This is a genomic window from Paenisporosarcina sp. P5_A11 (genome assembly GCF_056400705.1).
Window position 1 is genome coordinate 1 of sequence record NZ_JBFUKT010000385.1, and the last position, 745, is coordinate 745.

Annotated in this window: 1 pseudogene; it reads right to left on the reverse strand. The window is 38.0% G+C overall.

Going from position 1 to position 745, the window contains the following annotated elements:
- Positions 1-729 (reverse strand): annotated as a pseudogene (locus tag AC1DOS_RS20410) (ATP-binding protein); the annotation flags it as partial.
- Positions 730-745: the final 16 nt, after the last annotated feature.

The following is a 745-nucleotide window of genomic DNA, read 5'->3' on the forward strand; positions in this document are numbered from 1 at the left end:
CTTCTGAGTTGTTGGCTCTTTCTCAATTTGCTGACGCGCTTTTAATTCTGCCAATTGCCGAATCGAATTTTGTAGTTTTCCAACCTCTTGCTCATCTGCTTCACTTGGTGCTGATGCCTTAAGCTGGTTTAGTTTCCTTACACTTTCTTCACTTTCAATTTGCAAACGTTCCAGACTTTGCATCTCAAAACGAATACTTTCTTCTGCTTGTTGCAACCGGAGCATGACTTGTTGGAAGTACTCTTCTTTTTGAAGAGACACATCCATTGCCATTACCAGATTAAAATGATTTTCATCCTGAATGCCGAGCAAACGAGCTTGTTGTTCTATGTCGAGTTTCAATTGCTCTAACTCATTTGATAACTGTTGCTTGCGAAGATTCCAATGATGCCACTCTGTTTCTTTTGACAACAAATCATCTATTTCTTTTAATCCTTTAGAATTGTCTATGCCATTTGATTGTTGCTCAACTTGTAAAATAGCTTGTTGAAGTTGTTCTATTTGTATGTGAAGCTCTTGTACACGAACTTTTAATGTTTCATATCGTCGAATTCCTTCTGCAGGAAATGATTGTTGATTTATTGCAAAAAGCTTTGTTTCTAGTTGTATTTGCTGTTCGAGTAAAGGTTTTGCTTGACGGTACTTGGCATATTGCTCGTTGCTTTTTTGAAGTAAACGCTCTTCAATTTTCAAGGAGTCCAGTTGCTGGTCTATTTCGGAGATTCGCAAAATTGCGGGCTCATAC